The organism is Rhodococcus sp. G6(2025) (assembly GCF_058628105.1).
Genome location: NZ_CP179750.1, coordinates 4,934,504 through 4,960,581, shown reverse-complemented (window position 1 = coordinate 4,960,581; position 26,078 = coordinate 4,934,504). Strand labels below are relative to the sequence as shown.

Below are 26,078 nucleotides of genomic sequence, written 5' to 3'. Positions count from 1 at the left end.
TGCGGATGGTTGAAAGCGCGACGACGGCATCAAGACAGGTGGCGCCTCGACCTCGAACTAAGGCGAGTCCCCGAACTGAAAGAAGCCGCCAACCGATCAAACCGCGGTTGCGTTCATGAAGATGGTGTACCGACCGGATTCGGATCTGACCGGCGTGTCCTAGCCCAATAAAGGCGGCCATCGCGTGACTCTTCGAGAGACCGACCAAAGTCACTCGATGAAGGACCACGCGATGACCACTGCCCACGATATCGACCTGCACCAGTTCCTGACCGACCGCCGCACCGACGCCAGCCCCGACCTGCTGCGCAGCCTGCTATCCACGTTCATCGACGCGCTAAACTAATGGGTGCCGAGGCCAGCAGCCTGTGCGGTGCCGATTTCGGTGAACGCTCCGACGACCGCACCAACAGCCGGAATGGCTACCGGCACCGCGACTTCGACACCCGTGCCGGCTCACTCGACGTCGCGATCCCCAAGCTGCGCTCCGTTCGTAATTCCCGGACTGGTTGCTGCAGCGCCGCAAAACGCGCCGAGAAGGCCCTGACCTCGGTGGTGGCCCCCTGTTACCTGCTCGGCGTCTCCACTCGCCGGATGGAGAAGCTCGTCGATTCCCTTGGCATCACCAGCCTGTCCAAGGCGCAGGTGTCCGTGATGGCGAAGGACCTCGACGCCCAGGTCGAGGCGTTCCGCAGCCGACCGTTGGATGCAGGCCCGTACCCGTTCGTCGCAGCCGACGCCCTGGTCCTGAAGGTCCGCGAGAACGGTCGGGTGGTGAACGTGCACGCCTGGTGGCGGTCGGGGTAAACGCCGAGGGCTACCGCGAGATCTTGGGGATCGAGGTGACCTCCGCCGAGGACGGTGCCCGGTTGGTTGGCGTTCTTCCGGTCGCTGGTCGCCCGCGGGCTGTCCGGAGTGCGGTTGGTGACCTTCCCGAAGCAGATCTGGCGTCAGACCTGGTCGAACAATCCCCAGGAACGGCTCACAAGGAGATCCGGCGCAGAACCGACGTGGTCGGGATCTTCCCCAATCGCACCACCCTGATTCGGCTTGTCGGCGCGGTACTCGCCGAGCAGCATGACGAGTGGATCGAAGGCCGCCGCTATCTCAGCCTCGACGTGCTGGCCCGCTCCCGCGGTGTCCACCCCGACGGCACCGCCACCGAACCCACGCAGGAGGTGACTCAAGCGGCGCTGACCGCATAACCACCCAGACGAGGAATCACGCGACGATGTCGTACACCACCTCACGGGACTTGACCCAAACCGCTGCGAGAATTTGAGGGCACAAGTCGCGCAGTCGCCGATCTCTCAGTAGGACGATCGAAATGAGCGCGAATCACTACCTAAGCATCGTTGATGATCTGTACTCAAATCAGATCGTCGAATACTCGATCGACTCGCGCGATGTTGCCGAACCTCATGGTGCGATCGACCGTCTGCGGACCTCTTTGATCACGCTGCCGAACGAAACCGACCGCTCGGCACACTGCGTGGCGTTAGTAGGCACCAAATAGTTCCTAATTGTCACCCAACTGTGACGGACTTAACGTCTTCGGTGACTCGATTTCCAACCGTAAGGCGGTCAGATGCAGACGAACTATGCCGAAGAAGCTGTGTTGAAAGATACAGACGATCTACTGTTTTCGCCTCTTCGAATCAATACCATGACGGTCCGTAACAGGTTTCTTCTTCCTGCCATGCAGCGTGGCTCGCGGGGTTACAAGCCAACTGTGGGCATGGCGGATACGCTGCGCTCGACCGCTGAACGGGGCCCGGGAATAATCATTTCCGAGGGGGCCGCACCAGACCATCCGGCGGGGTACTGGCAGCCGGCGTTCAGCATTCTCGGCCGTGACACCATCAAGGAATGGGGACATGTCGTCCGTGAGGTCCTCAGTACCGGCGACGTAGTCTTGTTGATGCAGCTGTGGCATCCAGGTGCCCTGCGACTGGTTGTCGACGGTATTGAGAATCCACATCCGGACCATCCTGCATGGAGCCCATCAGGGTTGATCCAGGAGGGCCGTACCAACGGTGTTGCAATGTCGAAGCAGGACCTTGAGGATACCAAAAATGCATATGTCGAGAGTTCTCTTATCGCCCAGCGGCTCGGCGCACACGGGATTGAGTTGCATTGCGCTCATGGCTACCTGTTGGATCTATTTTTGTGGCATGAAACGAATAGGCGAACCGATGAATACGGCGGTGAAACCCTAGCCGACCGCGCCGCATATCCTGCTGAAATAGTTTCGGCAATCCGTGCTGCGACGGGCCCTCAATTCATAATTTCAGTGCGTTTCTCGCAGTGGAAGGAGGTGGATTACGGAGCCAAAATCGCGGCGCATCCTGACGAACTGGGCCCGTTTCTGGAACGTTTGCAGCAAGCGGGAGCCGACGTCTTTCATGTGTCGGCTCGCAGATTCGACGCTGTCGCCTGGCCGGAACTCGACTCTAGACGGAGTGTCGCTTCCTGGGTGAAGACAATGACAGATCGCCCGGTCATGACGATCGGCAGCGTCGGGTTGTCCACCGATCTCGCGAGTGATGTCTTCGACAACCAAGACCCCGTACTGCAGGTGGAGGATGACATCATCCGTGTACGGCGCGGTTTGGAGGCCGGCGACTTCGACATGATCGGGGTTGGTAGGGCGCAGATTTCGAATCCGGACTTCGTCGAGCGCGTACGCAGGGCCGACTATTCGAATTTACGAGACTTTCGAAAATATCGCGATTTGGCCGAAGCATACGAAAGCTACTCGCATGAGGGGCAACTCGTGGACCAGTCGCGGAAGAAGGATTAATCGATGAGCCTTATATGTGAATATTTTCAAACCCTAGGAGTTTTATTGTGACAACCGGGACGCCGAAGTACTGGTGGATGGAAGGGCTTTTCAATCCCCCGCCCCGACCTACTGGTTTCTCGACAACTGATCGAGATGAGTTCGATGTAATCATTGTCGGTGCCGGAATGGCGGGAATGTGTGCTGCAATTTTGGCTCACGATCGTGGTGCCGAGGTCCTTCTATTGGAGGCATCAGATGAAGTCGGCGGTACAGCTTACAAGTCCGGCGGGGCGATGTGGATTCCAGACAACTCACTTATGCACGTCTTAGGAATTCGCGACGATCGCGATAGCGTCTTGCGCTACGTTGTCCAGGTCGCGCATCCCGACCAGTACGACGCCGATGCCGAATACTACGGCGCAGAAGAGTGGCAGTGGGAAACAATAGGCGCGTTTTACGATAACGCCGCGAAAGCGATTGATGCGCTGGTTGCGGCAGGTGCCTTCCGGGTCACCACCTGGCCATCCTTTACGGAACGGTACCCAGCCATTGTCAGCTATCACCCGGAATTGGATAACTCTATTCAAGGATTTTTACGGCATCTAGGACCAGCGCGAGAGGACGGCTCCGCTGCACCTGGAGCAGATTTGGTCGATCAACTGGGGGTAGCCGTTAGAAGCCGGGGTATCGAGGTGCGCACAGATCATCGTGTGCAGCGGCTGCTGCAAGATGAAACTGGTGCAGCCGTCGGAGTTGGGGGGACGTGGGGTGATCCCATCTACGCGAGACGAGGGGTGGTTTTCGCTAGCGGTGGCTTTGCACATAACGCGGATTTGATCGATGAATACTGGCGCGGGCCGCTTTACAGCAGTTGCGCAGTTGCCACCGCACAGGGTGATTTCATCCCTATCGCGCACGAGGCCGGAGCTGAACTCGCTCACATGCAGAATGGCTGGCTGTACGAGGACATCTTGGAAAAGGCTGCCATGAATCGCGTGAACGAGGATAAAGGTCTTCCCGTTCCGCCCGGAGACAGCATGATTTATGTCGATCGCAATGGTAACAGGGTCGTCAACGAGAAGCTTGTGTACCAGGACCGAAACCGCGTCATATGGGACCGCGACAAGAACGGCGACTATCCGAACAGGGTTCTATTTATGGTTTACGACGATTACGTCGCCCACGACACCAAGCCGACCCTGTTCTGGGATACGTTTCGCACCCCTAAACCTTACATTATCGAAGGTCAGACATGGGAGGAGATCACCGAGCGCATCGAGGCGCGCTTGAAGAGTCTCACCTCTGTCATCGGTGATTTCGAATTGTCACCTGGCTTCGCCGAGCAACTGGGGCAGACGGTCGACAGATTCAACGGCTTCGCCCGCGCGGGTGTCGACGAAGATTTCCACCGTTGCGAGAACATGTCCGAATACGACTGGCATGGCATCCCGAGGCCAGGTAACGAAAAAAATCCGGGAATGTTTCCGTTCGCCGAGACCGGGCCATATTACTGCGTGCTGATCTGCGGGATGGTGCTGGACACCAACGGAGGGCCCAAGACGAATTCGAACAGCCAAGTCCTGCGTTCGGACGGGTCCGTCATTCCAGGGTTGTATGGGGCCGGAAACTGTGTTGCATCAATAGCCGGTGATGGCTACTTATCTTTAGGGAGCACACTCGGACCCGCCGCCACATTTGCGTACCTCGCCGCCGAAAGTGTAGTGCAGGAGGCACCGCGCGATACTGAAGCTACTCGTGCGCGGTACACTGCAGATACGTTGACGACCAGCCAAAACAGCTAGATATTCACTCGAATTCAGCAGCTACGGTCAGCGTTGCGTGTTAGCATGAATCGATACTGACACGCAACGTTGGCCCATAGTTCCGCCAATCGAGACAGTCTCGAGCGGGACCAAAATCGCCCGAGAGGTCGCGTCGGTCTAAAGGGAGTAACCTATGGGCGCGGATTATGAATCGCACCGTCTTTCCGCAGTGGATCGGATGATGACAAGGATTCGTGAACTTCTCCAACAAGCACCTGCGGTAACTGACGAATCCGAGGAAATATTCGGATTCGTAGCGGCGCTGCTTGTCGAATTTTCTTGGAATCGCAGTGCGCCGGTTGTGGGCATCGTAGGACACGTTGGCAATTACTGGAGAAACTGGCTCTTAGTCATATTACGTGTCGGACCATTGCGTCCGTCGATGATTCAGCGGCTACTGGACACAATGGACCCGTCACACCCGTTGTCGCAGAAAATACTTACGCACAATCTTCGGATGCTCGAACGCGATGGACTACTAAGCCGGACCGTGGTCGCCGACGCGCGGAAGCACGTGGTGTATGACCTCACGCCACTAGGTCGGAGTCTGTCCGACCTAGTGATGAACCTGATCGAGTGGGGATATGCGCGATCAGACCAAATCAATTGCGCACGTGCAGAATACGATGCATCTAACCACGGTGGCGGCGCAGGCGAAGTGTGAGCTTCATCCAGACCGGCCTCCACGGGTTATCCGCATCTGGTTCTCGGCGAGTAGACCATCGAGGCGCCGGGTATCGGCAATCATGTCGCGACGCATCAACGCCGCATAGCGGGCGTAGAAACCCTGCACGACCCTTCGAGAGTTCCTGCGACGCACGCCACAACGACCAGGGCTCCAACTAGGGGATCCCTTCAGTTACAGTCCGTGCGTGAGGCGTTATCGCTGGCTGTGGAAGGCGTGTGTGGTCGCGAGCGCCGTTGCAGTCCCTCGGGTGTTTTGTTGGGAGACGCTTACGACAACGCTGTCCTCGGTGCGACGGTCACCGTCCTGCTAGGTGCTGCGGTGTTCTTTGGAGTGGTTACTATTCGGGGCGGCATGCACAGCTCCGTCGACGAGGAATCGCCCCAGTGGTGCTCGTGCGGACCCGAATCGTAAGGGCCATTCCTGAAGTAGGCGTGTGACGGAGCAGACAGTCAAAGCTTTATCCTAAATGGTCGCTGTGGCGGCTCGCCGCGGATAGGCCGGCCGCGCACCGATTCCGGGCTCACCGTGGTTGGTGCGGAGGCCCGCCGTTCGCCTGCCGCAGCCTTGGGCGACTGGCGGCAGTGAGATCTCACCAGCGGTGCGTCACGGTTCAGCAGGTGGGGTCTCTTGCTGTCAGCCATCGATTGGTTCGGAGATCGGCACCGGCCTGAGGCAGCCCCGGATAGCGCATTTATACAGGTCGGTCTCCCTGAGTAGACCTTCGAGGCTGGCGTAGATGTCTTGCCGCACGTCACACGGTCCGTATCGATTGGATCCACTCGCCTCCCATGACCCAATCCCGAGCTGAACACGGCGCGGTGCCCCCACCTGCGAGATCGAATCGCGGTGGCGGTTACCCGGAGATCCGTATCAGGATTTGAATGGCATGGAGCCGCAGAATCCCATGCTTGCGGGCATAGCACGGCACGTTGCCTTGGCCGTAGGTTGTGCGGAAAGGCTCCGCTGCGTCGTGAGTTCGGAGAGTTCGAGGAGGCTGATCGGTCAAGGAGACGGTCATTTCTCTGAGCGCATATGCCTCGCACGGAGCGGATAGCTGTTCGGGGTGTCTGCCCCACATACGCTATGCAAATGTCCTCCTATGCGAGGCGAGGTGCAGATACCAACGCGACGACGGTGTCGGGCACATCCACGATCGGATGCCGATGGGCGTGGACCCGGGAAACTGGCCCTCTGGCTCGACCTAACCAACACCGACGTCGACTACGCCTAGCCCGCTCCGTGATGGCGCCCGGCACCCGGAAGCCTTGGCCACCTGACCGGTGTCCAAGACCGTCAACAACGTCCGGATCGATGGCAAAGACCTCGTGAAGCCGACCGCAAGCCGAGGACGACATGGTAACCACGGTGTGACCCTCGTGGAGTCTCGGCGGAGACCCACTTCGGAACCGCCAGGCGCCGTCGAAGAGGCTGACGATGGCACGGTGCCACAGAAGGGGAAATGCCGTCTCACCTCGACCGGATACGACCCACCTTGCGTGGCGTCCCCGGATCAGTGCCTGAGGCGGCCCTGGACGCCCGCGGTTCTGCGGTCTCGATCATGCATCTCACACATGGTTCGCTAGAACTTCGTGCTATTGCCCACGTCACTCCCAGCAACGAAGCTTGCAACGTGCGTCGCTCGACTCCGGCTCATGCTGACCCCGTCAAGCCGCACCGCATGGACAAAGATTCGTGATCTACAACCGGAGGAAGATGTGACCCAAATTGTCATCAGTGGAGCCTCGGGCGATTTGGCTCGCCGCGTGACGCAAGGTCTCCTCGAAAGAGCTCCTCTGTGCAACCTGACACTTGTGACTCGATCGCCCGAGGCAATCGAAGCAGGCGGCCCGAACGTCAGCGTGCGGAAGGGCGATTACGAGAAGCCCGAGCTATTGGACGAGGCGTACCACGGCGGAGACATCCTGTTTCTCATCAGTGGGCTCAATCTCGGGCGGCGGACAACCGAACACCGTAATGCGATCCGCGCCGCAGAGAAGGCGGGGATACGCCACATCGTCTACACATCGGTCGGCGGAGTACAACCCGGCAACCCGGCGCTCTCAGCCATCGACCATTACCAGACCGAGCTCGATCTCCGAGCGAGCGGACTGTCGTACACGATCCTGCGCAACGCGCTCTACGCGGAGATCGTCAGTGCGATCTGGCTGGCACCTGCCGCACGCGACGGCGTACTCGAAATGGCCACCGGCCACGGTTCCTTAGCGCCCGTCTCCAAGGTGGACGTCGCGCGCTGTGCGACCGCAATCCTCGCCGACCCCGCCGACCACGATGGCGCTGTCTACGAGATCACCGGTCCTGAACTGTTGAGCATGGACGACATTGTCCGACTTGGTTCCGAGGTCTTCGGCACAGAGATCGCCTACAAGCCGGTATCGGAGGAGGAACGGCTGCAGTTCTTCGACTCGGTCGGTCTCCCGCGGACGTACGACCCGAACATGCCCCCCAGCGCCGAAGGCCACATGTGGGCCAGCGACGAGCTGGTGTCGGCCGATCTGGCGGTGGCCCAGGGCTACCAAGCACTGCTGTCCGGACATGTCGAGCAGATCACGGGGGAGGCGCCCGCGCCGTTGCGATCCGTCCTCGAAAAGGTAAAGGACACCCCGTACGACCGAATCGGTTCGGCGTCCTGACCGCTCGCACCCCGAGCGGAACCACATATCACGTCAGTGCGATCAGAAAGAGAGTAATAGCGCCATGAGTGTCGACCATGCGGTCCAGCAAGGCCCCGGAGCAGCGTCCGTCGGTGACGTTCCTTCCTACCCCGACGTGCCGACCTACCTGAACATCCTAGGTAGCCTCCATATCTGGGAAGGCGACGGGTGGAAGAAAGAATCGATGTCGTGGAAAACCGGCGCGTACATCGCGTCGAATCTCAGCGGCATCCCCGAGTTCACCTTCAGTGGACCCAACGCGCGGGCCTTGCTCTCACGGCTCAGTATTAACAACGTCGACAAATGGCCCATCGGCAAGTCCAAGCACCTCGTCATGCTCGACGAAAACGGATACATCGCCAATCACGGTCTCACAGTGCGCGACAGCGAGGACTCGTATCGCCATTTCGCGGCGATGCCCTGGGCCCTCTTCAAGGCCCCGTCGCTGGGACTAGACGTAGAAATCGGTATGCGGGACATCTTCATCTTTCAGGTGGCGGGCCCGAAGTCGCTGCAGATACTCGAACGCCTCACGGGTGAATCGTTGCGCTCCTTGCAATTCCTGGGCATTCGGCGAATCCAGGTACCCGGAATCGATGCCACGGTGGAAATCGAACTGTCGCGAATCGGGATGTCGGGGACCCTCGCTTACGAGGTGCGTGGCCCCCTCGAACACGGACCAGCGGTGTTCGACGCCGTGTACCGGGCGGGCGAGGATTTCGACATCACGCGCCTGGGATGGCGGACTTACGTCGTGAATCACACCGAGGGTGGCTTCCCTCAGCAGGGTTGTACCTTCCTCCCTGCTGCTTTCGCCGACCCGGAATTCGTCTCTCATCCCCTCTTCGGAGCTGCTCTGCCGCCCAAGCAGGTGAGCGGCCAATTGAGTGGGAGCGCAAATCCCACCGACATCACGGCGCGACTCCGCACCCCCTTCGAAGTCAACTGGGGCTGGATGGCGAAGTTCGACCACGACTTCCTGGGCCGGGAAGCCCTCGAGGCGGAGGCTGCCGCACCGCGCCGCAAGACGGTGGTCCTCAGGTGGAACAAGGAAGACGTACTCGACGTGTTCGCGTCGCAGTTCGAGCCCGGGGAGGAATACCGGCACTTCGAGTTCCCGACGACGCCGCAATCACCAGCGGGCGACCATGCGGACATCGTCACCAAGGACGGCAAGCAGGTGGGTATATCATCGCTGGCCGTCTACTCCTACTACTTCCGCGAGATGATCTCCCATTCCACCATCGACATTGAACTCGCCGAGATCGGCACTGAAGTCGTCCTGCACTGGGGCAACCACGGCGAACGAATCAAGCAGATTCGCGCGACGGTGGAGCGGTTCCCCTACCTCGACCTCCCGGCGAACAAGGATGTCGATCTGGAGTCGTTTCCGTCAGGAGTCGTCGCGCACTGAGTGCATGACCGACTCCGACCTACTCGTCCCGTCACACGATCCTGGCGGCGACGACCACTTCACACGAAAGGACAACAGCACGATGTCACGAACCAGTCGCGACGTGGTCGACCTCGGCACTTTGATCGTGCAAGGCGACGACCGTCAGGGAATCGTCGCGGCGGTCTCGTCCTTGCTCGCGAAATACGGCGCGAACATTGTCTCACTGGACCAGCACTCGACCGACCCTGCCGGCGGCAGATTCTTCCAACGCACGACGTTCCACTTGGAGGACCTACCGGCACAGATTCCGTCCCTGTCCGACGAACTCGACAACGTTCTAGGCATGTTGGGACAGTCGTACAGGTTGACTGAAGCTCGCAAGCCGAAGCGCGTCGCCATCATGGTGTCCAAAACGGATCATTGCCTCCTCGACCTCCTATGGCGGCAGCGTCGTGGCGAAATCCACATGAACGTGGGGATGGTCATCGCGAACCATCCCGATCTCGGGGACGACGTTCGCGGATTCGGCATTCCGTTCATCCACATCCCCGTAAACCGGGCGTCACGGGCACAGGCGGAGGCGGAGCAGTTGAAGCTTCTCACCGACAACGTCGATCTCGTTGTCCTCGCTCGCTACATGCAGATTCTGTCCGGTGATTTCTTACAACAGGTGGGAGTGCCGGTAATCAACATTCATCACTCATTCCTGCCCGCTTTCATCGGTGCGGGGCCGTATCAGAAGGCGAAAGATCGAGGCGTCAAACTGATCGGCGCCACGGCCCACTACGTGACCGAGGACCTCGACGAAGGGCCGATCATCGAGCAGGACGTCGTGCGGGTCTCGCACGTGGAGACTGCAGCTGAGCTGCAACGAAGAGGTGCGGACGTTGAGCGCCAGGTGCTTTCTCGCGCCGTTGCCTGGCACTGCGAGGACCGGGTAATCAGAGACGGGAACCAGACCGTTGTCTTCTGATTCTCGTCTAACCACGGTAGGAGAGGGAGTCGGCATGTCGGCCCGATTGCTGAACGGCCGCGAGGTGTCGCGAGTCATGCGCGAAAAGCTTGGGACCCAGGCACAGCAATACTCGAGGGACTTCGGTCGGCGCCCGGTTCTGGCGACGGTACTGGTCGGCGACGACCCCGCCTCGCACACCTACGTGCGTATGAAAGCCGCTGCCTGCACCGAGGTCGGTATCGAATCGCGCCGAGTGCATCTCGACGCGGGGTTGAGCACGAATGCTGTCTGCGCGGAAGTTCGGGCGCTGTCTGAAGACCCCAATGTAGATGGGATTCTTCTGCAGCACCCGGTGCCACCCGGAGTGGACGAACGCGCTGCGTTCGACGCCATCGATCCGGCGAAGGATGTCGACGGTGTCACCCGAGACTCGTTCGCGGCCATGGCATTGGGAACCGCGGGCTTCGAATCCGCAACCCCCGGCGGCATCATGAGATTGCTCGATTCGTACGCCATTGCACTCAGTGGGCGGCACGCAGTCGTGATAGGTCGCAGCCCGATCCTCGGCAGACCGATGGGAATGCTTCTGCTGGCTCGTGACGCGACGGTAACCTACTGTCACTCACGCACTGCGGATCTGAGCTCCCACGTCGAGTCGGCCGACCTAGTCGTGGCGGCGGTGGGGTCCCCCGGACTGGTCCGAGGCGAGTGGATCAAACCCGGTGCTGTCGTGATCGACGCAGGCTACGCGGACAACAAAGGTGACGTCGACTTCGACTCGGCGTCTCGCAAGGCGTCATACATCACGCCTGTGCCAGGGGGCGTCGGCCCGATGACCATCACCACGCTGTTGGAGCAGACAGTCCGCGCCGCGCGAGAGCGCTCCATGAGCTGATCGATTTGTCCGGGTGTTCTCGTGCAGCGAGACGACTGCCGGAACGGAAATCCTCGTTCTTGCGCCGACCTGTACGCGCCTTGCCGATTCTGGTTGTCGTCGTCGTTGTCATGCGGCAGCGCGAGAACCGCCCACTGCAAAACGCTGTCCACGTCAGTGCGGTACTGGTCGGCTTGTTCAAGAATCGAGGTCATCGCTTACTCAGGCCAATCCGGCGCCGGCGCGTTCCGAACGGGACCACACAACTGAGATGGACGCCTCGGCTCGTGGGATCGGCGATATCCTGGGGGAACATCGTCGAGAGGTGAGCAATGTGGCGTTCGTTGGCCGTGCCTCGAGCGGGATGAATCGATGTAATCGATGACTGATGTCGATCCGTTCGCGACGCAGCGCGACGTGGCCGGTTCGGTCACGGCGGAGCTGGCTGCTGCCGGATTCGAGGACGCCCAAGAGATCGGCAGCGGAGGGTTCGGCGTCGTCTACCGCTGCACGCAGGCTGCGCTCGACCGCACCGTAGCGGTGAAGGTCCTCACCGTGGACCTCGACGAGGAGAATCAGGCACGGTTCCTGCGCGAACAGCGCGCGGCAGGAAGGTTGACCGGACACCCCAATATCGTCAACGTTCTCCACGCCGGTGTGACCGACAACGGTCGCCCCTTCATAGTGATGCCGTACTACCCCCAGGATTCTCTCGATGCGCAAATCCGACGTCGCGGACCGCTTCCACTGGACGAAGCGCTGCGGCTCGGAGTGAAAGTAGCGGGCGCCCTGGAGACCGCGCACCAACTGGGAATCCTTCATCGCGATGTCAAGCCCGGGAACATCCTGTTCACCGACTACGGTGAGCCGGCGCTGGCAGATTTTGGGATCGCCCACATCTCTGGCGGGTTCGAGACCACTGCGGGCATCGTGACGGGTTCACCGGCGTTCACCGCCCCCGAGGTCGTGGCCGGCCAACCAGCCAGTCCAGCCGCCGACGTCTACGGTCTCGGTGCGACACTGTTCGCCGCGATGACCGGGCACGCAGCGTTCGAGCGCCGGAGCGGAGAGCAATTGGTCGCCCAGTTTCTCAGGATCACCACAGAACCCGTCCCGGATCCCTGCGAGCACGGCGTTCCGCACGATGTCGGTGCGATTATTGAAGTTGCCATGTCCGCAGACCCGGGGCGTCGTCCGTCCGTCGCGGAACTGGGTCAGCAACTCGAGACTTCCCAGCTTCACCACGGGTTCGCGGTCGACAAAATGGCCCTTCGCACCGAAACGGGAGTGACACGAGAACATGAAAGTAGCCCGCCGATACGCACACATTTACCCGCGGCAACAGATACGTTAGCCGGACGCCGGGGGTCCCCCACAGGTCGTCTGCCCCTGGAGTTGACCAGCTTCGTTGACCGCCGCACCGAACTAGCAGAGGCGAAGAACGCGCTGTCGACCTCGCGACTGGTGACGTTGACTGGGATCGGTGGGGTCGGCAAGACCCGGCTGGCGTTGCGGGTCGCCACCAAACTGCAGCCCGATTTCCCTGACGGTGCGTGCCTGGTCGAGCTAGGTGAGCTTCGTGACGAGTCACTGTTGGTGGGCATGGTGGCGAGTGCGTTGGGACTACGCGACCAGTCGACGAAACCAATACACGAGGTACTCGTCGACTTCCTCGTCCCCCGCAAACTGCTACTGATACTGGACAACTGCGAGCAGATTGTGGATGCGGTGGCCGAGCTCACCGAAACCCTGCTACGCAGCTGTCCCGAGCTTCGGATCCTCGCGACCAGCCGTGAAGCACTCGACATCGGCGGGGAAGTGGCGCAGCTGATCCCGCCGCTGCCTGTACCGGATCCCGATCACCTGCCCAGAGGGCTGCCCCGCAATGACGCGGTAACGTTGTTCGCCGAACGGGGAGCCGCCGCCGTCCCGGGGTTCGCAGTCACCGAGGCCAACAAGGTCACCATTGCCCGGATCTGCCGGCGCCTGGACGGGTTGCCCCTAGCGATCGAATTGGCTGCGGCCCGGATGCGGGTGATGACGCCCGAGCAGATCGAGCAGCGGCTGACAGACCGTCTCGCGCTGCTAACGCGCGGCAGCCGGAACTTACCTTCACGGCAGCAGGCGTTACGAATGTGCATCGACTGGAGCCACGGATTGTGTAGGCCGGTCGAGCAACGGGTGTGGGCTCAGCTGTCAGTGTTCGCCGGCAGCTTCGAAATTGATGCTGCAGAACAGGTGTGCGGCGGTACCCTGACATCGGAGGCGCTACTCGATACCGTGACCGGCCTGGTCGACAAGTCGATTGTGACCCGGGTGGAGTCGGGCGACACGGTACGGTTCCGGATGCTCGATACCGTGCGCGACTACGGCCGCGAAAAGGCGCACGAGACCGGTCAATATCCCGAACTCTCCCGCCGACACCGAGATTGGTACGAGCAGTTGGTGATCAAAGCTGAAGGTGACTGGATCAGTCCCCGACAACTCGCGTGGATCAACAGACTCGCGCTGGAGCAGCCGAATCTGCGAGAGGCGCTTGAATTTTCGGCGTCCGATAGTCCCGAAGCCGGAATTCGCATCGCAGCCGCGCTCTACCACTACTGGTATACCCGGGGGTTGTTCAGCGAGGGGCGGCGCTGGCTCGAGCGCCTCCTCGCCTGTCAGACCGGCGCACTTACCCGAGACAGGGCCAAGGCGTTCTTTGCGTGCAGCCTCCTGGCCGGCGTGCAGGGCGATCTTCGCGCCCAGGCCGCCTTGGTAGAGGAGTGTCGCACTCTCGCCAGCCAGACGACCAACCCGATGCTACACGCTCACCTCGATCTGGCCGCGGGGGCCTTAGCACTGTTCAGTGGGGATCTTCCCGGCGCACGCTCGCATTTCGAGAATGCCATCGAGGCGGAAGCCACACAGGGAGACCTCACCTTCCAAGTCATTGCTCTCGGCCCCCTTGGAACGACTTACGCACTACTGGGCGATACGGAGCGGGCCATCGAATGCTACGAGCGCCTCCTCGCGATCACCGAGTCGCGGGGAGAATTCGTGTATCGGTCGTATGCAATGTGGGCGTTGGCTGTTGCGGTTTGGCGGCACAATGACCGCGCGCGAGCGGTACGGCTACTCGAGCAGGCACTGCAACTCGGTCGGAAAGTTAAAGACTGGTTGAGCACCAGCTGGTGTCTGCAAGCGCTGGCATGGATCGCAGCCGAGGAACACAACCCCCGCCGTGCGGCCGTATTGTTGGGAGCCGCAGAGCAGCTGAGCCGATCGGTGGGAAGTCCAACAGTGGTGGTATCCGCCCTGGTGGTCTACCAGGAGGAGTGCGAAAAGCAGACCCGCCAGGCGATGAGCGGGCAGGCGTTCGCCACGGCCCACGAGCGCGGTGGGGCACTCGGTTTCGACGCTGCCGTCGCCTACGCGCTGGGCGAGCAGGTTCCGCCGACATCGATATCCGCTCCTAGCTCGACGAAACTGACGAAGCGGGAACATGAGGTCGCCGAATTGGTCGCCGAAGGGTTGACCAACAAGGAAATCGCTGCTCGCCTTGTCATCTCGCCACGCACCGCGCAGGGGCATGTCGAACACATCCTGACCAAGCTGGGATTCGGCTCACGCGCACAGATCGCGGCATGGGTCGTCGAATCGCACAATAGGCCCTCCTGAACCACCGACCGACACTGGACTGCTGAATGCCGGCCTGGCGTACAGACAAGATCGACGATGCCGCGGTCGAACGCGCTTGTCGCGTAGCGCAGATGAATCGGCTACAACACCGCACGTCCTCCTGTGTCAAGCCCCTAGATCGGAATCCGCGGTGTCATTGGGGTTGGTGGCACCAATTACCTCACTGGCTCTCTCGGCACCGAGCACATAACGTACGGGCTAGAGTCTGGTCCTGGATTGTTGGTCGTGCTCGGGCATGTGGTGACATGGGGATACGCGCATTCGAATCGCGGCCTCCGGTTCCCACTTCCACGCTCGTATGAGGAGGAGCGGCACGTGACTGCGATAGTGCTCGCGGGACCGGGTAGCGCCAGACAACGCGAAGGGCACGCTCTCGGCCGACCGCGGAGTGCCTGCCCTTCGTCCGTATGTGTCGCGTAGGTCAGTGCTGGTATGTCGCCAGGTCTCGGTCCTTGCTCTCCTTCGTCAGGACAATGAACACTGAACTGACCACGGCGAGCGCGATCATGTAAGCCGCCACCAGGCCTGTGCTGCCGTCCGTAGCAGCCTGCAACGACACGAGGATTACGGGGGTGAAACCCGCGCCGAGGAGCGTGGCTGCCTGGTAGCCGAGAGAGGCACCCGTGTACCGAGCGGATGTGCCGAACTGTTCGGCGATGTACGCAGCCATCGGCCCGAAAGTCGCCGACTGGAACACGCTGAAGCCCAACACGAAAGCGAGTGCTACCAGTACCACGTTCCCGGAGGACAGCATGGACAGGATGGGGACGACGAACACCGCGAACCCGGCGAGGCCGGCCAACATGACCGGCCGACGGCCGATTCTGTCCGAGAGGCGCGCGAATCCCAGCAGTGCGAAGATGGCGATGAATTGGCAGATCGCGAAACCGATGAGGACGTCCGACCGTGTAGCACCCGACCTCGTGGCATAGCCGATGGCGAATGTCGCGAACATGATCTGTATCGCGACGCTGGCCATGCATCCCCCGGCCACGAGGACGACGTTCTTCGGACGGCGCAGGATGCTCATGAGCGGCGGCGGCGTGACCGGGACAGTGGCGGAATCGCGCTCTGTGCGCCGCGCCAAAGCCTCTTTGAAGACTGGGCTCTCCGAAACTCGACTTCTGATGAAGAGACCGAGCGCGAGGAGGACAGCGGAGAGTAGGAACGGGATGCGCCAGCCCCACAGCAGGAAGTCCTCCTCGGGCAGCACGGCCACGATCGCGAGTGCGATGGTGCCCAGCAAGGAACCGGTGGGTGCTCCCGCGTTGGTGAATGCCGCGGCGAATCCGCGTCCGCGTCCACCGACGTGTTCCAGCGACATCAGTGTGGCGCCGCCCCACTCGCCTCCGATGGCGATGCCTTGGCTCACGCGTAGCAGGACGAGAATGATCGCGGCCCAAGAGCCGATGGCTGACGCAGGAGGAACGAGCCCGATCAGGAACGACGCGCTGCCCATCACCGTCATCGAGACGAGCAACATGGACTTTCGGCCATATCGGTCCCCGAAGTGACCGAAAATTATGCCGCCGAGCGGGCGCGCGAGGTATCCGGCGGCGAACGTCCCCAGGGATGCGATGGTGCCGGCTACAGGCGTGAGATCGGAGAAGAAGACGGGCGCGAACACGATCGCCGCAGCAGTCGCGTAAAGCAGGAAGTCGTAGTACTCGATGGTGCTGCCGAGGTAACTCGACAGCACCACTCGTCGAATCTCCTTCTTCTTCGTGTCGGCGTCGGTGACGAGCGGCGGGTCCATGCTGGGAGTTGGTCGTAGTGGGGTCGGATCGACGGGTGAGCTCATGGTGCCTTCCTTGTGGGGAGTTCGAGGGCGCGCGCTGCTGCGTAGTGATCGCTCGAACCGGAGGCAACGGCGGCGGGAGACAGTCGCGGGCCGCGGTGCGCCGGCCGCCCCCGCCCGGCTCGGATGCTGCCGCCGGGCGAGCCGAAGGTGACGGACATCTGGTGAGAGAAAGTGGTGCCGAGACCCGTGTTTTCAGGAGATGGCGGCGTCGATCTTGTCGTAGCGGACCTCACGCACCCGCTCCATTACGGAACGGAGCGGCTCTGGGGCACGCCCGGTGATTTGCTTTACGTGATGGCTCAGAAGAGCCTGGTAGCCCTGTGCGACAGCCACTTCGGCGGAGACAAGTTCGTCGCTGGCCCATAGGTGCCCGTCCGGGCTAGGGGGCATGTTCGGATCGTAGGTGCGGGGAATCCCGATCGAGTCGAAGAATGCCAGCCGGTCGCGTTCGGTGATCGGTTGATACTCGATCGGTGTCGAGTGGATCTGCGCGCCGAGGGCTGCGATCTGATGAAAGTCCAGCAATTCCGGGCCTGTGATTTCGTAGACCGCGCCGACGTGGCGGGCGGGGTCCATGAGACAGGCGGCAGCGCTACGCGCGACGTCGCCCTTCGCAACGGGAGCCAGAAGCCCATCCCCGGTTGCCTGGGCCAAGATTCCTGACGGCACGGCGGGTGCCACCAGGATGTTGCTGACGATCTCCGCGTAGAGGGCGTTCCGCAGAATGGTGTACTTGAGCCCCGACGCGCGGAGATCCAACTCCGTCTGATGGTGGTCGATAGCGGACAGCGCAGGATTGCCCGGCTGCACACCGCCGACCGAGGTATAGACGATGTGACCGACGCCTGCCTTTTGAGCTGCTTCGATCGCGCCGCGATGCTCGGAAATTCGACGTCCGAGGTTGAGGCCGCTGATGAGGAAGAGTGTGTCGCCGCCTACGTAGGCTTCCTGGACAGAGGCTGGGTGCTGGTAGTCGCTATGCCGGATCTGCACAGTGTCGGAAGCGAGGCCAGCCAGTTTCTCCGGTGTGCGGGTGGTGAGGATCAGCTCCCGGTGCGGATCGGCTGCGAGCAATAGGCCCGTTACCCTCCGGCCTAGGTCACCCGATGCTCCGCTGATGATAATTCGACTCATGTGCACTCCTCGTATGCACGGCCCTGATCCGCTGGGCCGCCTTCGCTCAAACTGGTTGTGATGCAAGCTACATCGGACCACCGTCTGTGGCGTGGGTCCACATCCAAAATTGTCGTCGTTGTCATGCGCGGTGAGTATCGACCGCAGCCGATGTGTTTGGCGTATGAGGTCCGCAAACTTTGTGCCATTGCGACGAGGCGGTCGGCATCACATGCTGGTGTGGTCCGACGTGATCGCAGTCACTAGCAGCAGCCTGATCGCGTCCTACCGAGTGAAGAGAGACATAACATGGCACAGCTCGCCAGCACGGAACTGCCGGATCGCGACAAGATCCAGGTCTCGGATGCCGACCTCGTCGCCCGGGCTGCGGCCCTCGTCCCGCTCATCCGCGAGTACGCGGAACAGGGAACCAAGGACCGCCACATCGCACCCGAGGTGATCGACGCAATCTCGGAGGCGGGCTTGTTCCATCTCATGGTTCCCACGCGCTGGGGAGGCCAGGGAGCGTCGTTCAAGACTGCGGTCGACGTGACCGCCGAAATCGCCCGCGGTGACGGCTCGACCGGTTGGGTCACCGCACTCATGATGGTGGCGACCGGCTTCGCTAGCACGTTCTCCATGCAGGCGCAGGAAGATGTGTTCGGGGTGAACCCGAACGCGAGGATCTGCGGGATCTTCTCCCCGGGTGACCGCAGCGAGCCCGTCGAAGGGGGCTACCTGATGAGCGGCCGCTGGCCCTACGCCTCGGGCTCCTTCGCCGCCCAGTGGGCCAGCCTGACGATCACGCTGGAGGATGGTGAGCAGGGAATGGCGCTCGTCCCCGCAGAAGCCTTCACCATCGAACCGACGTGGTTCGTCGCCGGCATGCAGGGAACGGGTAGCGACACCGTTGTGGTCAAGGACCACTTTGTCCCGGAGTACCGCGTGCAGCGAGTGAAAGACATGTTCGCGTCGAACTTCCGCTCTCCGTTCACCGAGGAGCGGACGGCATCGATGCCCTTCAACGCCGTTGCCGCCGGCATTCTGGTTGCGCCGCAGATCGGACTGGGACGTCACGCCCTCGAGTTGACACGCGCGAAGCTTCCGCTGAAGCCGGTCGCGTACACGGCCTACCGCCAAGCCAAGGAGTCGCCTACCCACCAGATCGGTGTCGCGAAGGCGGCCACCAAGCTGCGCCTTGCCGAGATGTTGATGGCTGGCATGTGCTCTGACATCGACACCGCCGCCGAAAGCCACCAGCTGCCCAACTTGGAGGTGCTCGCGCGCATCCGCAACGACACAGGCGTGGTGGCGGAGCTGATCAAAGAAGAGATCGACTACCTCCTCACCGCGAACGGTGCCGGCTCGTTCGCCGACGTCAACGTGCTCGGACGGGTGTGGCGCGACAGCGAGACCGCGGCCCGGCACGCACTCGTGACACCCGAGATCGGGCGCGAAGCGTACGGACGTCAGCTCCTCGGAAACGATGATCCGACCATCGGATTGTGAGATGACGATGACCTCCGCCGTCGAAGGGAAGGTGTCCGATGTGCTGAGCCCAGCCGATTACAGACGGGTCATGAGTCACGTCCCAACCAGCGTCTCGATCATCACCGCGATGACCGACGCGGGACCCACCGGAATGACGGTGGGTACCTTCACCTCCGTCTCGCTCGACCCGCCGTTGGTCGCGTTCTACGTGGACCAGGGTTCCACGACCTGGCCGGTGCTGGCTGAAGCCGAGTACTTCGGAATCAACATCTTGAGGTCGGGATGCGGAGATGTGTGTCGGGCGTTCTCGCGACGTGGGCAGGATCGCTTCGCCGGTGTGGTGTGGCAGCCCTCAGATCGGGGAGTGCCCCTCCTTGAGGACGCGATCGTCACCGTGGAGTGCTCGCCGCACCGCGTCGACCGCATCGGTGACCACCTGCAGGTAGTGGGTGAAGTCGAGGATCTCATTCAGCAGGGAATCGACGAGCCGTTGATTTTCCTGCGGGGCGGTTTCGTCGACATGTCGGCAATTGCCGGCCGGTCGGTGGAGGCGTGATCTCCGAGCACCTCGAGATCCAGCTCCGTCCGGGAGCCGGCGGCGATCTCGAGGCAGCTTTCGACGAGATCCGGTCGCTGCTTCTGGCAGCGCCGGGATGCTCGGAGGCAACCTTGTCTCGGAGCGTGGATCGGGACGAGACGTATCTCCTTCGCGCTTTGTGGAACCGCGTGGAGGATCACACCGAGTTGTTCGCCGCGTCCGCTGCCGGAACGCGCGTCCGCGAGTTGATTCAGCCGCTGTGCGCTGCCGTACCACGGGTCACGCACTACGAGCACTGACTCCGCCGCGCCGTCGGGGCGGTCTCGCGTGGCGCCCTGGCATACGCAAAAGCTATGACCGGTCCGCCATATTGATATTTGTCGGATAGCTCATCCGGGTCAAGAATGTGGTGTACGACATACCGACCGCTCCTGCAGCTCAGGCGCAACGGTCGCAGCCATCCCAATCACGAAGGATTCTCGCGATGATCGAGGTCAAAGTAGATTTCGCGCGGTGTGACGCGAACGGCACCTGTGCCGCCCTCATGCCCGATGTGTTCCAGATCGCCGACAACGGCCTACTCGAGCAGGTCGCGACGACCGTGCCGGCCGACCGGGACCAGGATCTCGACGAAGTTATCCTCTGCTGCCCGATGGGGGCGATCTCGCGCGCATGAGCACACTTCACGCTTTCGACCCGTTTGCACCCGACTCGCCCAGCCACACCGGTGGTTCCGCGGACGGCGCGTCGCTCGTACAGGGCGACTACGGATACGCCGTTCTCGACTTCGACCTCGCGACCAAGGTTCTTCGGGACACCCGTTTCATCAATGCCGCCCTGACGTTGATGGAACAGTTCGGCATCACCGACGGGCCCGTCCATGACTTCCGTGCCAAGAGTCTGATCATGGCCGAAGGCCCCCGACACATGCGGCTCCGAACCCCGTTGGCGCGCTTCATGGGTCCCACCACGGTCGAAGACATCCGCGCGGTCCTGCGCGGCATCCTCGAAGACATCGATCCGGGAAAGGACGCCGCCGGACCTGTCGATTTCCACGCGGCCGTCGACCAGAAGATCCCCGCGAGGGTGTACTGCCACTTGGCGGGCGCGCCGGCCGAGGACGCCCCTGTCGTGGCCAGTCTGTCTGCGCGGACACTTGCTCTACTGCAAAGGGATCCGAGTCTTACCGAGTCAATACTCAAGGCCTACGACGAATTGTTCGATTACCTTGGCGACCTGATCGCGCGCAAGCGGCAGGCCGGACTCGGTGACGACATGCTGTCTTTCCTCATTCGTCAGGAGGCCGAAGGAAAACTGACCTCCGAGGAACTGCTCAGCGAAGCGACGGCGATGCTCGAAGCCAGCTCCGTGAACACGGCACACCAGACCGGTCTCGTGGTATGGACGCTGCTCCGTGACAGGGCGGCATGGGCCAGGCTCGTCGAGGATCAGTCGCTGATCCCGGCCGCCGTCGTCGAGGCCTGCAGGTTGTACCCCCGCCCCGGCATCGTCAGCAAGATCGCGTCGGTCGACATCGAGCTCGACGGCACGGTCATTCCCGCCGGGTCCGACGTGCACGTCGCCGTCTGGTCGGCGAACCGCGATCCAGAGCGTTTCGCGCAGCCCAACGCGTTCGACCTCGATCGAGAGCGAAACCAGCCGTTGACGTTCAGCACCGGTCTGCACGGATGCCTGGGTCAGAGCCTGGCGAAGGTCGAGATGGAAGAAGTGGTGCGCTACCTTTTGAACCACTACCCCCATGCCAGAGTCGTGGAGAACGGAACCGACATCGGACACGCCGGCGGCAGGTGGCTGGTCGGATCTCTGGCCGTGGACCTCAATCCCTCAACGACGGCGACGACATCGTGACGAGCGACTCCCCGTCGCTGACCGAGCGGCTCGCGACGTTCTGGGCTCGAACAGGCTACGACGATCTGCCGAAAGACGTCGTCGACGGAATCAAGGACCACATCCTCGATACCTTGGCCGTCGCCCTGGTCGGCACGACAACTCCCGAAGTGAGCGGTGTCGTCGACGCGCTGTCACGCTTCTCGGCCGGCGATGCCGGCAGCCTGGTGTGGGGGACCGCCACACGCCTCACCCCGGCGCACGCAGCCCTGGTCAATGGAACTTCCGCGCACGCCAGAGATTTCGACGACGGAGGCGGGCCCGGTCACGCGGGGTCGACCGTACTGCCCGCGGCGCTCGCGGTGGCCGAAAAAGCAGGGAGTACCGGTCGGCAGGTCATCGCCGCCACGGTCGCCGGTTACGACATCGGGTATCGAACCCTGCAAGCGGTCGGCGGATTCGCAGCACACACAGACCGAGGATGGCATTCGAGCGGTACGATGGGCAGCTTCGCCGCGGCGGCAGCGGCAGCGAAATGCCTCGACGCGGATAAGAATGCCTTCGCCGATGCACTGGGAATCGCCGGATCGTTCACCGGTGGGGTGTGGGCATTCATCGACGACGGTGCCTTGACCAAGCGTCTGCACCCGGGCAAAGCGGGTGAGACGGGTGTCGACGCCGCCGTGCTGGCGACCGGGGGAATCACCGGCCCCCGGCGAATATTCGAAGCGAAGTGGGGCGGCCTCTACGCTGTTATCGCCGGCGGCACCGGCCATACCGATCGGGCGCTGACTGGACTGGGGACGGACTTCAACGTCGCCTCGTCGTACCTCAAGCCCTACGCGTGCTGCCGCGGTTGCCATTCGGCCGTCGACGTGATGAAGGACCTCGTGACGAATCGGGGCCTGACGCCGGAAAACGTTCGCTCCATAGTGATCACTGCAGGTACGACCGCGGTGAACATGCTGTCGGTGTACCCGATCGACACCGTGTTCGACGCCCAATTCAGCCTTCCCTACGCGGTGAGCCTCGCGCTGTGCGCAAGCGCCCTGGGACTCGATGACTACGACCCACCACGGCTGAACGATCCGCGGATCGCCGCGACTTTCGCCAAGGTCTCCATGCGCGTCGACGACGCCATCGAGATCGAGGACGGACCCCGGTTGGACATCGAGTTGACCAACGGCGAAACCCTCGTCGTCGAGGCCGGGAACCCGACGTATGCACGTGGGTCCGCTCAGAACCCGATGACACACGACGAGGTCGTCGCGAAGGCAACGCTCTTGCTCGAACCTCTCGGAGGCGACATCGCCTCCCGGTTGGTGGCCGCCGTCGAGGCACTCGACGACGCACCCAACCTGTCCGAACTGCTGTCCGTTCTCGCCGCCGAAAGGGTGCCGACCCCATGACTTCCCCAGACAAGATCGCACGCACGGAGGTCATCTCGGCCGAACCGGTTGAGGCGATGGCTGCGCTGCTGGACATCGATGTTCCTCATGCGATCGGTGACACGGTGCCACCGATCTGGCATTGGCTCCACCTGCTTCCCCGCGACGCTGAGAGCGACCTCGGTGAGGATGGCCACCCCGTTGTCGGTATCCCCGCGCCTCCCGGCGGTGGACGCCGCCGGATGTTCGGTGGTGGCCGCGTCACCGCCTTCGGCAGTCTACGTATCGGCGAGCCCGCCACGAAGGTGACGTCCATTGCCAAGTCCGTGGACAAGGTGGGACGCACCGGCGCCCTGACGCTCGTCACGGTTCTGCAGGAGATCACGCAGGGCGGTGAACTGATCATCCGCGAGGAGCAGGACATCGTCTACCGCGAGGGAGGGTCGACCCCGCTTCCCACGCCTGCTCCGTCGTCGGCCCAGGTGAACGGCCCCACGCTGTCCCTCGCTGTCGACGAGAAACTGTTGTTCCGTTTCTCGGCACTGACTTACAACACGCACCGCATTCACTACGATCTCGATTGGTGCCGCCGAGAGGGATACGACGGCCTGGTGATCCATGGGCCGTTGCTAGCCTTCATGATGGCCGATCACATGCGTCGACAGGACATCTCGTTGCAGGGCAAAACATTCGGATACCGTTTGGTGTCGCCGATGACCCGCCCGCAGACCTTCACCGTGGTTCCGCACGTCGACGGACTGGAACGCGGTGCCGAAGCACACAGCGCCGCCGGTGTCGTGTGCGCCACCAGTACGGTGACGGGGAGCTGATCGCTATGTCCACCACAACGGACGTCCTCATCGTCGGAGGATCGGTCGCCGCTATCCGCGCGGCCGAGACCGTTACCCGGCATGCGCCCGACCTCGGCGTCACCATCGTCAGCGACGAAGCGCATCCCCCATACGAGCGTCCTCCGCTCTCGAAGATCGGGCTCGGCGACGACCTGGATCTCGCGGCGTTGACGTATCCGTCCGTGGCGGATCTGCGCGCACGGGGGGTCGAGTTCGCTCTGAACACCCGTGCCACCGCACTGGACGTGGCGGGTCGCCGCGTCGTCACGTCGAACGGCGAGGTCGAGTATGGAGCCGTCGTCATCACCACCGGGTGCGATCCCATCTTCCCGGAGATGTTCCGCGGGCTGCCGGACGTGTTCGCGCTCAGGCGATTCCAGGATGCACAAGCTTTGCGTGCCGCGGTGTCCGATCACACCAAGTCAGTCGCTGTGATCGGAGCCGGATTCATCGGCGGCGAGTTCGCGGCGACGTTGGTCAAGGACGGCCGCGATGTCACGATCGTCGACCTCGCGGAGAAACCCCTCGGGCGCTTCGGCGACCAGGTTGCGGCGGCTTATGCAGCCCTGCACCGTGAGTCGGGAGTGACACTGCGCCTAGGTGACGCGGTCGTCGGCGTCGAGGACAGTTCGGATGGCCGCGTGCTCCGTCTCGCCGGGGGTGACACCGTACCCGCGGACGTCATCCTCGTCGGTATCGGCGTGCGCCCGTCGACCGAATGGCTGGAGAATTCCGGAATAACCCTGAACAACGGTGTGGAGTGCGACGCGCACTTGCGCGCAGCGGATCGTGTGTACGCGGCCGGTGACCTCGTGCGCTGGCCGAACGGTCGGTTCGGTACCTCGATGCGCGTCGAGCACTGGACCAACGCTGCGGAGCAGGGGCGTGTCGCGGGAACGAATGCTGCCAATACGGTGTCCGGGCTGCCGCCCGTGGAATGCGTCACCGTTCCGTACTTCTGGTCGGATCAACACGGTGTCCGCATCCAGTTCTCAGGGTTTCTGACCGGTGCCGAGGAGATCGTCGAGAGTAAGGAACCGGGCGGTTCGCTGTTCGTGTACAAGCTCGGCGACACCGTGACCGGAGTGTTGGCATTCGAACGTCGCGCGGAATTCGTCAGGATTCGGGCGATGCTGCGACGCGAAACCCGCTGGGACACAGTTCAGGGAATGCTACCCGTCGGGTCCTCGCTCGTCTGATCCGGGCTGGTGGGGTCGTGGTTATCGAGGTTCCGGATAATGTCGCCGAACCGTTCGGCGACGGGGGTGATGACGCCGTCTCGGCGGCTCACCACGCCGAGCGGAAGGTCCGGCCATCCCTCTTCGACGGCAACTTTCGCCACGCCGGGATGCTGTTCGGCCAGCTCGCGACTCAGAACGGACACCCCGACACCGGCAGTAACGAGACTGGCGGCCGTTTCGACGGTAGGCACGGATATCACCGACGCCGGGCTGCCTCCTGCTGTTGCGAACCGGTCGTCCAGCAGCCGGGACAAGCTCCGTGCGCCCGGTAACCGCGACGGAAGGACCCACCGTTCGTGTCGGAGGTCGGACAGGTGCACTCGGTCCTGCGTCGCGAGCCACGATGAGCGCGGCACGACGAGAGTCAGCGACGAGTGGGCGATGATCGTCATGGAGAACGCGACATCGTTGATCGTCGGCAGCGGCTCCTCGGCGAGAACGGGCACGACAGCGAGGTCGAGATACCCGGTAGCCAGGTTCTCCAGCAGCACTTGGGGATTGGCATCGGTGAGCTCCAGTGTGATGCGCGGGTGTTCGGCGAGGAAGACCGCAACTGCGGCACTGACGACCCGCCACATCCCGATCGGCTCCGCGCCGATCCGAAGATCGCCCTCGAGGCCCTGCCCCATTGACCGAAGCGCGGAGGTGATTCTCTGTTCTTCGGCGACGAGCCGCCGGCCGGCGCTTTGCAGATAGCGGCCCGCATCGGTCAGGGCGATACCGCGAGGGTGCCGGTCCAGCAGGCGAACGTCGAGCTCGGCCTCCAGCTTCGTCATCGCGCTGCTGAGAGGCGGTTGCGAGAGGTGCAGAATGCGCGCCGCCTCGGTGATGGACCCCGCATCCGCGACGGCCAGAAAGTATTTGACGCTCCGGATGTCCATGCGCCAAGTGTATGGCAACGGTGCTGCAATGGTATTGGCCTTACGGGGCCGA

Annotated in this window: 21 protein-coding genes and 1 pseudogene; 19 read left to right on the top strand and 3 right to left on the bottom strand. The window is 62.4% G+C overall.

Translation table 11 applies throughout. The features are described 5' to 3' along the window. Nucleotides 1–345: 345 nt before the first annotated feature. The 11 genes and pseudogenes from ACLIVD_RS22735 to ACLIVD_RS22685 form a co-directional block, all read left to right on the top strand. Nucleotides 346–809, top strand: a pseudogene (locus tag ACLIVD_RS22735) (transposase); the annotation flags it as partial. Next, nucleotides 792–1,205, top strand: coding sequence for a transposase (locus tag ACLIVD_RS22730; RefSeq protein ID WP_491932916.1), 414 nt, complete (start codon nucleotides 792–794; stop codon nucleotides 1,203–1,205). The pseudogene ACLIVD_RS22735 and the gene ACLIVD_RS22730, both read left to right, overlap by 18 nt. A 122-nt stretch (nucleotides 1,206–1,327) precedes the next feature. Further along, a complete protein-coding gene (locus ACLIVD_RS22725; RefSeq protein WP_283335094.1) occupies nucleotides 1,328–1,516 on the top strand; it encodes a hypothetical protein in 189 nt (62 codons plus the stop codon). A 72-nt stretch (nucleotides 1,517–1,588) separates the two neighbouring features. Continuing rightward, entirely contained in the window at nucleotides 1,589–2,803 is a 1,215-nt protein-coding gene (locus tag ACLIVD_RS22720; RefSeq protein WP_283335093.1) for an oxidoreductase, read from the top strand. A 47-nt stretch (nucleotides 2,804–2,850) separates the two neighbouring features. Continuing rightward, the gene (locus tag ACLIVD_RS22715; protein ID WP_491930716.1) at nucleotides 2,851–4,587 is read left to right on the top strand and encodes an FAD-dependent oxidoreductase; all 1,737 of its coding nucleotides are present in this window, start codon (nucleotides 2,851–2,853) and stop codon (nucleotides 4,585–4,587) included. 154 nt (nucleotides 4,588–4,741) lie between these two features. After that, entirely contained in the window at nucleotides 4,742–5,272 is a 531-nt protein-coding gene (locus ACLIVD_RS22710) for a winged helix-turn-helix transcriptional regulator (RefSeq protein WP_283335091.1), read from the top strand. Between the two features lie 1,739 nt (nucleotides 5,273–7,011). Next, the gene (locus tag ACLIVD_RS22705; protein WP_167114377.1) at nucleotides 7,012–7,947 is read left to right on the top strand and encodes an NAD(P)H-binding protein; all 936 of its coding nucleotides are present in this window, start codon (nucleotides 7,012–7,014) and stop codon (nucleotides 7,945–7,947) included. A gap of 64 nt (nucleotides 7,948–8,011) precedes the next feature. Further along, complete coding sequence (locus tag ACLIVD_RS22700; protein WP_283335083.1) at nucleotides 8,012–9,382, top strand: hypothetical protein; 1,371 nt, start codon at nucleotides 8,012–8,014, stop codon at nucleotides 9,380–9,382. A gap of 82 nt (nucleotides 9,383–9,464) precedes the next feature. Beyond that, complete coding sequence (gene purU, locus ACLIVD_RS22695) at nucleotides 9,465–10,337, top strand: formyltetrahydrofolate deformylase (protein ID WP_095869994.1); 873 nt, start codon at nucleotides 9,465–9,467, stop codon at nucleotides 10,335–10,337. A 34-nt stretch (nucleotides 10,338–10,371) separates the two neighbouring features. Continuing rightward, nucleotides 10,372–11,214 (top strand): bifunctional 5,10-methylenetetrahydrofolate dehydrogenase/5,10-methenyltetrahydrofolate cyclohydrolase, encoded by an 843-nt coding sequence (locus ACLIVD_RS22690; RefSeq protein ID WP_095869818.1) that lies wholly within the window; start codon nucleotides 10,372–10,374, stop codon nucleotides 11,212–11,214. 360 nt (nucleotides 11,215–11,574) lie between these two features. Continuing rightward, entirely contained in the window at nucleotides 11,575–14,853 is a 3,279-nt protein-coding gene (locus ACLIVD_RS22685) for a protein kinase domain-containing protein (protein ID WP_283335082.1), read from the top strand. Nucleotides 14,854–15,295: 442 nt separating this feature from the next. Here ACLIVD_RS22685 and ACLIVD_RS22680 read toward each other — a convergent pair whose 3' ends face one another. Both ACLIVD_RS22680 and ACLIVD_RS22675 read right to left on the bottom strand, forming a co-directional pair. Then, nucleotides 15,296–16,630, bottom strand: a complete 1,335-nt coding sequence (locus ACLIVD_RS22680; RefSeq protein ID WP_240960385.1) for an MFS transporter — start codon at nucleotides 16,628–16,630, stop codon at nucleotides 15,296–15,298. Nucleotides 16,631–16,867: 237 nt separating this feature from the next. Beyond that, nucleotides 16,868–17,809, bottom strand: coding sequence for an NAD(P)H-binding protein (locus ACLIVD_RS22675; RefSeq protein WP_095869821.1), 942 nt, complete (start codon nucleotides 17,807–17,809; stop codon nucleotides 16,868–16,870). A gap of 288 nt (nucleotides 17,810–18,097) precedes the next feature. Here ACLIVD_RS22675 and ACLIVD_RS22670 point away from each other — a divergent pair, with 288 nt between their 5' ends. The 8 genes from ACLIVD_RS22670 to ACLIVD_RS22635 all read left to right on the top strand — a co-directional run bounded on the left by ACLIVD_RS22670 (nucleotide 18,098) and on the right by ACLIVD_RS22635 (nucleotide 25,103). Next, nucleotides 18,098–19,297, top strand: a complete 1,200-nt coding sequence (locus tag ACLIVD_RS22670) for an acyl-CoA dehydrogenase family protein (RefSeq protein WP_167114308.1) — start codon at nucleotides 18,098–18,100, stop codon at nucleotides 19,295–19,297. A 1-nt stretch (nucleotide 19,298) separates the two neighbouring features. Then, entirely contained in the window at nucleotides 19,299–19,835 is a 537-nt protein-coding gene (locus ACLIVD_RS22665) for a flavin reductase family protein (RefSeq protein ID WP_095869823.1), read from the top strand. Then, complete coding sequence (locus ACLIVD_RS22660) at nucleotides 19,832–20,116, top strand: antibiotic biosynthesis monooxygenase family protein (protein WP_095869824.1); 285 nt, start codon at nucleotides 19,832–19,834, stop codon at nucleotides 20,114–20,116. Before ACLIVD_RS22665 ends, ACLIVD_RS22660 begins: the two co-directional genes overlap by 4 nt. Before the next feature lie 185 nt (nucleotides 20,117–20,301). Then, on the top strand, nucleotides 20,302–20,493 hold the full coding sequence (locus ACLIVD_RS22655) for a ferredoxin (protein ID WP_095869825.1): 192 nt from the start codon (nucleotides 20,302–20,304) through the stop codon (nucleotides 20,491–20,493). Further along, nucleotides 20,490–21,686, top strand: coding sequence for a cytochrome P450 (locus ACLIVD_RS22650; RefSeq protein ID WP_095869826.1), 1,197 nt, complete (start codon nucleotides 20,490–20,492; stop codon nucleotides 21,684–21,686). Before ACLIVD_RS22655 ends, ACLIVD_RS22650 begins: the two co-directional genes overlap by 4 nt. Continuing rightward, complete coding sequence (locus ACLIVD_RS22645) at nucleotides 21,683–23,074, top strand: MmgE/PrpD family protein (protein WP_283335080.1); 1,392 nt, start codon at nucleotides 21,683–21,685, stop codon at nucleotides 23,072–23,074. Before ACLIVD_RS22650 ends, ACLIVD_RS22645 begins: the two co-directional genes overlap by 4 nt. Then, on the top strand, nucleotides 23,071–23,883 hold the full coding sequence (locus ACLIVD_RS22640; RefSeq protein WP_283335079.1) for an HTD2 family dehydratase: 813 nt from the start codon (nucleotides 23,071–23,073) through the stop codon (nucleotides 23,881–23,883). The genes ACLIVD_RS22645 and ACLIVD_RS22640 overlap by 4 nt, the downstream gene beginning before the upstream one ends. Nucleotides 23,884–23,888: 5 nt before the next feature. After that, entirely contained in the window at nucleotides 23,889–25,103 is a 1,215-nt protein-coding gene (locus ACLIVD_RS22635) for an NAD(P)/FAD-dependent oxidoreductase (RefSeq protein ID WP_133987365.1), read from the top strand. On the opposite strand, the gene ACLIVD_RS22630 is transcribed toward ACLIVD_RS22635, so the two are convergent. Then, nucleotides 25,067–26,026: a LysR family transcriptional regulator gene (locus tag ACLIVD_RS22630; RefSeq protein ID WP_095869829.1), complete on the bottom strand. Its 960-nt coding sequence runs from the start codon at nucleotides 26,024–26,026 to the stop codon at nucleotides 25,067–25,069. The two genes, ACLIVD_RS22635 and ACLIVD_RS22630, sit on opposite strands and share 37 nt — an antisense overlap. Between the last annotated feature and the right edge of the window lie 52 nt (nucleotides 26,027–26,078).

Bases quoted from the DNA above. Each gene is read 5' to 3' on its own strand.
- ACLIVD_RS22680 (WP_240960385.1), bottom strand. From the start codon at position 16,630: ATGGACCCGCCGCTCGTCACCGACGCCGACACGAAGAAGAAGGAGATT.
- ACLIVD_RS22635 (WP_133987365.1), top strand. From the start codon at position 23,889: ATGTCCACCACAACGGACGTCCTCATCGTCGGAGGATCGGTCGCCGCT.
- ACLIVD_RS22700 (WP_283335083.1), top strand. From the start codon at position 8,012: ATGAGTGTCGACCATGCGGTCCAGCAAGGCCCCGGAGCAGCGTCCGTC.
- ACLIVD_RS22630 (WP_095869829.1), bottom strand. From the start codon at position 26,026: ATGGACATCCGGAGCGTCAAATACTTTCTGGCCGTCGCGGATGCGGGG.
- ACLIVD_RS22710 (WP_283335091.1), top strand. From the start codon at position 4,742: ATGGGCGCGGATTATGAATCGCACCGTCTTTCCGCAGTGGATCGGATG.
- ACLIVD_RS22665 (WP_095869823.1), top strand. From the start codon at position 19,299: ATGACGATGACCTCCGCCGTCGAAGGGAAGGTGTCCGATGTGCTGAGC.
- ACLIVD_RS22725 (WP_283335094.1), top strand. From the start codon at position 1,328: ATGAGCGCGAATCACTACCTAAGCATCGTTGATGATCTGTACTCAAAT.
- ACLIVD_RS22670 (WP_167114308.1), top strand. From the start codon at position 18,098: ATGGCACAGCTCGCCAGCACGGAACTGCCGGATCGCGACAAGATCCAG.
- ACLIVD_RS22655 (WP_095869825.1), top strand. From the start codon at position 20,302: ATGATCGAGGTCAAAGTAGATTTCGCGCGGTGTGACGCGAACGGCACC.
- ACLIVD_RS22640 (WP_283335079.1), top strand. From the start codon at position 23,071: ATGACTTCCCCAGACAAGATCGCACGCACGGAGGTCATCTCGGCCGAA.
- ACLIVD_RS22720 (WP_283335093.1), top strand. From the start codon at position 1,589: ATGCAGACGAACTATGCCGAAGAAGCTGTGTTGAAAGATACAGACGAT.
- ACLIVD_RS22685 (WP_283335082.1), top strand. From the start codon at position 11,575: ATGACTGATGTCGATCCGTTCGCGACGCAGCGCGACGTGGCCGGTTCG.
- ACLIVD_RS22675 (WP_095869821.1), bottom strand. From the start codon at position 17,809: ATGAGTCGAATTATCATCAGCGGAGCATCGGGTGACCTAGGCCGGAGG.
- purU (WP_095869994.1), top strand. From the start codon at position 9,465: ATGTCACGAACCAGTCGCGACGTGGTCGACCTCGGCACTTTGATCGTG.
- ACLIVD_RS22650 (WP_095869826.1), top strand. From the start codon at position 20,490: ATGAGCACACTTCACGCTTTCGACCCGTTTGCACCCGACTCGCCCAGC.
- ACLIVD_RS22690 (WP_095869818.1), top strand. From the start codon at position 10,372: ATGTCGGCCCGATTGCTGAACGGCCGCGAGGTGTCGCGAGTCATGCGC.